We start from the raw sequence: 7,429 nt of genomic DNA on the forward strand, positions 1-7,429 counted from the left end.
GGCATTATGAATATCAATGAAATTGCAGAACTGGCCGGTGTTTCCAGGGCGACGGTATCCCGCTATCTGAATGATGGATATGTAAGCGAAGAAAAAAGGGCAGCAATCCGGAAAGTGATAGAAGACACCGGCTATCGCCCGTCACAGCAGGCGAGAAATTTAAGAAGCAAAGTGACAAAGCTGGTCGGTGTGATCATTCCGGAGATTGAGTCCGGGTCGGTGAGCCAAATGGTGTCAGGGATCAGTGAGGTTCTTTCGGTAAAAGGTTATCAGCTTTTGCTGGCAGATACGCGGAATAACACCAGGGCGGAGCTGAAATACCTCCGTATTTTCGAAAAAAATCAGGTTGACGGCATCATTTTCATGGGAACGATGCTTTCCAGAGAACATCTGTACCTGATGGAAGAAGTCGAAGTGCCGATCGTGGTGACGGCACAGGAGATCCGGCAATATTCCTGCGTTTTTCAAGATGATTATCATGCGGCATATGATGCTGCAAAAATGCTGACGAAAAAAGGCAGACACATCGCCTATATCGGAGAGCCGGCAAAAGACAAAGCGGCAGGAAAAGCACGAAAGAGCGGATTTCTGGATGCAATGGCAGATGCCGGCATCAGGATGGACAGATCCTGTATGTATGAAACGGAATTGTGCATGCAGGGCGGTTACGAGAAAGCTGCAAAAATATGGAAAACACATCTGGAAGTGGACTCTCTGTTCTGTGCAACGGACAGCCTCGCCGTCGGAGCACTGAGGTATTTTCATGAGCATGATATCCAGGTTCCGCAGCAGGTTCAGATCGTGGCGTTTGGAGACACCGAGATAGGAAGTGCGGTGTCACCGGCGATCAGCAGTGTGCATTTCTACCACAAAACGATGGGGCAGGAAGCAGCCAGGATGCTGGTTGAAATTTTAGAATCCGGCGATGATCTCAAAAAACATCTGAAAATGGGTTATCAGATTGTGAAAAAAGAATCGCTTCGGTAAAAAAAGAACGCAGCAGACAAAAACAGTCGCAGCGTTCTTTTTTGATTTGCAGAAGGCAAAATACAGTATAATAAACGAAAAAGGAAAGCGAGGAATCTCATGCAGGAACGATATATTTCATCAGGCAGCAGCAGACTGCACATTGCAGTCTGGGAACCATCAGGAGAGAGAAAAGCGATCATGCAGATTTCGCATGGCATGATCGAATATATCAAAAGGTACAGTCATTTTGCGAATTACCTCAATCAGGCAGGAATCCTGGTGATCGGGAATGACCACAAGGGACACGGGCTGACAGCAGAAAAGGATGAGGATCTCGGATATTTCGGTGAAGAAAAAAGTGCGGCGGTGATCGAAGATCTTCACGAAGTCACACGTTATGCGAAGGAACAGTATGGAGCGGATGTGCCGTATTTTCTGTTTGGGCACAGCATGGGATCGTTTATGGCGAGACGCTATCTGATGACCTATGGCGAGGAACTGACCGGGGCAATTATCTGCGGGACCGGTTACACGCCGGGGGCAGTTTTGACGGCCGGAAAACTCTGTGCGGGTGTGATCAGTAAAGTAAAAGGAGAACGTCACCGCTCGAAGTTTTTGCAGAAGCTGGCCTTTGGCAGTTACAACAAACGCATCGCAGATAAGCGGACAGCAAACGACTGGCTGACAAAAAATACGGAAATGGTGGATGCCTATAACCGGGATAAATACTGCACATTTCTGTTTACGGTCAATGGCTATCAGACGCTGTTTGATGTCCTTGGATTTATCCAGAAGAAGGAAAATATCGAGAAAATACCGAAAAATCTGCCAGTCTATATGATTGCCGGCGAGGAAGATCCGGTGGGCAATTACGGAAAAGGTGTGGAAAAAGTATTTGAAGAATACCGAAAATGTGGAATCCGTGATCTGGAACTGAAGTTATATGAGGATGACCGGCACGAGATCCTCAATGAACTGGACAGAGAGAATGTTTACCTGGATGTAAAAAACTGGATTTTGAAACATATTTAAATATCAGATGTGAGATGACGCCTGCTTTTGCAGGCGGCGAGCAACAAGCTTGTATCAGTGGCGGATTCAATCGCCAAGTGGAATAATAGAAAGCGAGAAATGATGGAACGCATAAAACCGAATTATTATGATAGATTCACCTGCATTGCAGACAAGTGTACTTTCACCTGCTGTCAGGAGTGGAAGATTGCAGTGGACAACGAGACCAACCGAAAATGGAAAAAGAAATATCCGCCGCAGGAAGTGAAGGTGCAGCGGAAAAATCTCAGTGCCTATACAACCAAAAAGGACGGAGGCAGAGTGATCCGACTGGATGAAGAGCATAAATGTCCGTTTCTTTCTGAAAACCGACTCTGCAGACTGGTATCGGCTTATGGGGATTCGGTTCTGTCGGAAACTTGTACCGTTTTCCCAAGAGAAGTGCACAGATTTGAAACGCATGAAGAAGAAGTTCTGATGCCATGCTGCCCGGCGGTGATCGATCTCTGGGCAGAGGAAGAGAACGTGGTTTTTCCGGAGGTGCCGGAAAACGGCAGAAATCTGCGGACGATGATCCGTGAAAAGATGATGGAAATGTTCCGAAACAAAGAACAGAGCATCGAAGAAACGCTGCTGGAGAATTTTTATATTCTGCTGGAATTATATCAGGCAGAGCAGGAAGATACGCTGTCAGAAGAAAGGATCGAGAACTATTTCTCCAGAGAAGCCGTGAAAGAACTGAAAACGGCGATCCTTGCGATTGATCTGCCGTTTCTGGATACCATGGATGAATGCAATGAGCTTTTGCAGGATCTGGCTGTCAATTATCAGAAAGAAGGTCTGTATCAGGATTATCTGACGCAGATCCTGCCTCTGGCAGAGCAGCTTTCCGAAACGTATGATGCCGATGAAATGGAGCAGAAAGGACAGGACTTTGCAAAGCAATGGGAAAAATACCGAAAACTCCTGGCTGTTTTTATGGAAAATGAACTGTTTTCGGATCTTCTGATGCCGGACGGTGATTTGGAGAGCATGGTCATTCAGATGCAGTGGATCGCAATGGAATATACTATGATCCGGCACAGTCTTTTCCTGAAATGGATGCAGGACGGATGCCGGGATCTTGCATACGAAACACTGCGGGATTATCTGGTGCTGATCACACGAATGACAGGATACGAAGAAGACGATATTTATGAATATCTGGAAAACAGTTTTGATGAACTGGTATGGGAGTGGGGATATTTATCATTAATTGTCGGCAAATAAGGTTGATTTCTTTATCAAGAAGATTTATAATTTAAAACACATAAAAAGTACAGAAATATCGATGAATTTTTGTGCAGAAATACAGAGGAGGAATTGAAAAAATGAAATCACGTAATTTAAAGGCAATGCTTTTTGGAGCTGCATTTGCAGCATCTCTTACCTTTGTGGGTGCACAGCCACAGATGCCGCTCTTTCCGGCACTGGAAGTTCATGCGGCATCCTATCAGGATGTAGAACTGGACAGCAAATATGACTTTGAAAAAGCATTTCAGAAGGCACTGGATGTAGCTCGCGACAGTGAAGACAAAAACACGATCTACCGTATCAAAATCCCGGCAGGTACTTACAAAGCCGGAAGCTGCTTTAATGTATACAGCAACACCTACATCGATATGGAAGGCGTAACGCTGGTGCGTACTTCGAATTCTGCAATGTTCCGTTTGGGACGTGGTGAAGATGTAAAAAATATTTCCGGTTATACCGGCTTTAAAAACATCACTTTCCATGGCGGTACTATCGATGGTCAGGGTGCACAGCACAGTTATAAATCCACTATTCTGCGATTTGCACATGCAAGCGATGTGACGATCGAAAACATGACACTGACAAATACCTACAGTTCTCACAGCATCGAGTTTGCGGCAGCTCAGAATGTAACGATCAACAACTGCGTATTCTCCGATTATCATGGAAAAGCAGACAGCAACAACGAAGCGATCCAGGTTGAGACACTGCAGAGAGACCATTTTGCATCCTACGGCAAATACGATGAGACACCAAACCGCAATATCACGATCACGAACTGTACATTTAAAAACGTACAGCGTGGCGTCGGAACCCATGCGGCGATCGTAGGATGTTATCACAGCAACATCAGGATCGAAAATAATAAATTTATCAACATTCCGGGTTATGCGATCATTGCGACAAACTATATCAACAGCAGCATCAAAAATAACGAAATCACAGACTGTGCTTCCGGTATTATTTTCCGTGACATGGCGATCACACTGTATCCGTCAGAAAAAGGAAACAAGAGTAAGACACCGAAGATTTCCAGCAAATCCGTGATTGCAAATAACAAGATCGAGATCACAGACAAGAAATATAAAAACGTAAACTACGGCATCCAGCTTCTTGGTGAGTATCGTTCAAAGAAAAAAGGCAAGATTCCGAAAGGTGATTACCGTGTATACGGTGTGCAGGTTTATGGCAATGAGATCACACTGAAGAATGCTTCCTACGGCATCTGGTTAAATGGAACCGGAAAAATCCGCGTAAACAATAACGTGATCAATATGCAGGTGCCGAAAAAAGCAAGCGGTAAATCAGGCGGAACAGCAGTCCGCGTTATTTCCAGCAAGGGCAGCAGGATCAATGGAAATACGATCATCAACACTTCCAAAAACAAGAATAAGAAACTGTATCGTGGAATCGAACTGATCGGAAAGAAAGCAGGAAGTGCATCTGGAAATAAATTTAAAGGATTTGCCAAGAAACAGCAGACAATCAAGAGAAAATCCTGAGAAAGCGAATAAGGTTTTTGGCAGGCATACAGAAAGAAAATGACAGCACTTTTCTAAAGTGCTGAAAGAAGAAAGACAGAGCATGTGACGTTATCATTGTCACGGCGGCTCTGTCTTTTTATCATAAAGCATCAAATGGGAAGGAGCTTTAGATAGCCTTATGGAAAAAAATCTTACCTCGGGCAGTGTCTTAAAGAACATCGTGTACTTTTCACTGCCTTATTTATTATCGTACTTTTTACAGACACTTTACGGAATGGCGGATCTTTTTATCATCGGTCAGTTTGAAGGGGTGGCGGGCACGACCGCTGTCTCGATCGGCAGCCAGGTCATGCACATGCTCACGGTTATGATCGTGGGACTTGCGATGGGAACGACCGTCAGCATCGGTCAGGCGATCGGAGCAAACGACAAGAGGAGGGCGGCAAATGCCATCGGAAATACGGTCACACTGTTTGCTATGGTGGCGGCAGGCATGCTTGCCATCCTTCTGCTTCTGGTCAATCCGATCCTTCAGGTTATGTCCACGCCACAGGAAGCCGTGGCAGGTACCAGGATCTACCTTACGATCTGTTTTGTCGGCATTCCGTTTATCATCGCTTACAATGTGATCAGTTCGATTTTTCGCGGGCTCGGTGATTCAAAAAGTCCGATGTACTTTATCGCCATCGCCTGCGTGATCAATATTGTACTTGATTATCTGTTTATGGGAGCTTTTCATATGGGAGCAGCCGGAGCAGCACTTGGAACAACACTTTCCCAGGTGGTAAGTGTTGTGATCTCGCTCTTTATGATTCGCAGACAGAAAATGGGGATTGCTCTGAAAAAGCCGGATTTTCGACCGAAAAAGCAAGTTATGGGACAGATTTTGCACATCGGCGTGCCGGTGGCACTTCAGGATGGGTTTATCCAGGTCGCATTTCTTGTTATTACGATCATCGCCAACCGTCGAGGATTAAACCAGGCGGCAGCCGTCGGTATTGTGGAAAAGATCATCAGTTTTCTGTTTCTTGTGCCATCCTCGATGCTTTCTTCCGTGTCAGCACTGTCGGCACAGAATATCGGTGCCGGAAAGCACGACCGTGCCAGAGAGACGCTTCACTACGCTCTGCTGATCGCCGGCGGATTCGGCATTTTTATCGCAATCCTGATCCAGTTTATCGCATCACCGGTCGTTGGAGTGTTTACATCCGATCAGACTGTGATCGCATTTGGAAGCCAGTACATATGCGGTTATATTTTTGACTGCTTTTTTGCCGGGATCCATTTCTGCTTCAGCGGTTACTTCTGTGCTTACGGAAAGTCCGGGATTTCCTTTTTCCACAACATCGTTGCGATCCTGTGCGTGCGAATCCCGGGAGCTTACCTGACCTCAAAATGGTTCCCACAGACCCTTTTCCCGATGGGGATCGCGACTGCCTGCGGTTCTTTGCTCTCAGCACTGATCTGCGTGGCGGCATTCGTCTGGCTAAAACAGCATAAAAGATTGCAGAATGTGCAGACAGCAGATAGCACAGTGAGAGTTTCAAAAAAGCATAGATCAGATGTAAGATAACACGTTGTTTATGAATGGCAGAAAGCAGGATAAGCATGGAAGAAGAAAAATTATTTCGCATTGGAGATGTGGCAAAAATGTTCCATATCAGCACCGGGACGCTTCGTCATTATGAGCGGATTGGGATTGTCGTCCCGGAGTTTATCGAGGAAAAAAGCAGTTACCGTTACTATGGTATCCGCCAGTTTGAGGTGCTCAATACGATCCGCTATCTGCGGGTGCTCGATATGCCGCTGGAGCAGATTGCAGATTTCCTCGCCAACCGCGACATTCAGGTGATCGAAGAAAAACTGCAAAATCAAAAAGAGATGATTCGGGAAAAGAAGCGTCAGCTGGAGGTCATAGAACGGAAAATCGACCACAGAATCCATCAGATCCAGGATGCGGCCTCATCGAAGCTGGATGAGATCCGCATGCAGCAGACCAAAGCCTGCCGGATCGTCTGGATCCGGGACAGCCTGAAGATCCATTCGCATCTGGATCTGGAATATGCGATCCGCCGTCTGGAAAAAGACCAGCCGGATTCTCTGACCTTCCTTGGAAAAGTGGGTGTTGGCATATCCGAAGAAAAGCTGGAAAACGGTCAACTGGATGCTTATGACCGGGTATTTCTGGTGCTGGATGACGAAGAAAACTATCAGGGTGAAGTCGAGCAGCTGCCGGATACCCTGAGCGTATCGATCCGCTTCTGCGGCGGACATCAGGAGGCAGAAAAATATTATCGGAAACTTCTCTCCTATATCAAAGAACATCAGCTCAAAATCGCAGGATTCTCCAGAGAGATCACCCTCATCGACTATGGGATCACAAATGACACCGGAAAATTTGTGACCGAAATTCTGATTCCGGTATGTGAAAATTAGAAAAAATCAAGCCGCAAAATTACGCCTGTGAACGTGCAGCATGGTTTATGGCTTGTTCCTAAAAAACTATTTAGAAAAAAATCTAAATAGTGATTGACAACGGGAAAACAGAGTGATATATATAAAGTAATTAGAAAATTTTCTAAATAGCTGGAAAGGAGGAATTTATAAGTAACTAAATATATTGCTTAATATGGTTAAATGTGTTTAAATATACCTATGGAGGTATTATTATG

6 protein-coding genes are annotated in these 7,429 nt (G+C 45.4%); all 6 read left to right on the forward strand.

Annotation, left to right across the window (positions count from 1 at the left end; translation table 11 throughout):
• Positions 1-6: 6 nt before the first annotated feature.
• The 6 genes from GPK60_RS00415 (at position 7) to GPK60_RS00440 (ending at position 7,193) form a co-directional block, all read left to right on the forward strand.
• Positions 7-987: a LacI family DNA-binding transcriptional regulator gene (locus tag GPK60_RS00415; RefSeq protein ID WP_215658629.1), complete on the forward strand. Its 981-nt coding sequence runs from the start codon at positions 7-9 to the stop codon at positions 985-987.
• A gap of 99 nt (positions 988-1,086) precedes the next feature.
• The gene (locus GPK60_RS00420; RefSeq protein ID WP_022118487.1) at positions 1,087-2,001 is read left to right on the forward strand and encodes an alpha/beta hydrolase; all 915 of its coding nucleotides are present in this window, start codon (positions 1,087-1,089) and stop codon (positions 1,999-2,001) included.
• 99 nt (positions 2,002-2,100) lie between these two features.
• Positions 2,101-3,249: a flagellin lysine-N-methylase gene (fliB, locus tag GPK60_RS00425; RefSeq protein WP_252191244.1), complete on the forward strand. Its 1,149-nt coding sequence runs from the start codon at positions 2,101-2,103 to the stop codon at positions 3,247-3,249.
• A 101-nt stretch (positions 3,250-3,350) separates the two neighbouring features.
• On the forward strand, positions 3,351-4,775 hold the full coding sequence (locus tag GPK60_RS00430) for a right-handed parallel beta-helix repeat-containing protein (protein ID WP_215658630.1): 1,425 nt from the start codon (positions 3,351-3,353) through the stop codon (positions 4,773-4,775).
• 160 nt (positions 4,776-4,935) lie between these two features.
• Positions 4,936-6,330, forward strand: coding sequence for an MATE family efflux transporter (locus GPK60_RS00435; RefSeq protein ID WP_215658631.1), 1,395 nt, complete (start codon positions 4,936-4,938; stop codon positions 6,328-6,330).
• Positions 6,331-6,365: 35 nt separating this feature from the next.
• Positions 6,366-7,193, forward strand: a complete 828-nt coding sequence (locus GPK60_RS00440; protein ID WP_173899049.1) for a MerR family transcriptional regulator — start codon at positions 6,366-6,368, stop codon at positions 7,191-7,193.
• Positions 7,194-7,429: the final 236 nt, after the last annotated feature.

It is taken from the genome of Ruminococcus sp. MCC718 (assembly GCF_018783905.1).
Classification (GTDB): Bacteria; Bacillota; Clostridia; order Lachnospirales; family Lachnospiraceae; genus Hominisplanchenecus; species Hominisplanchenecus faecis.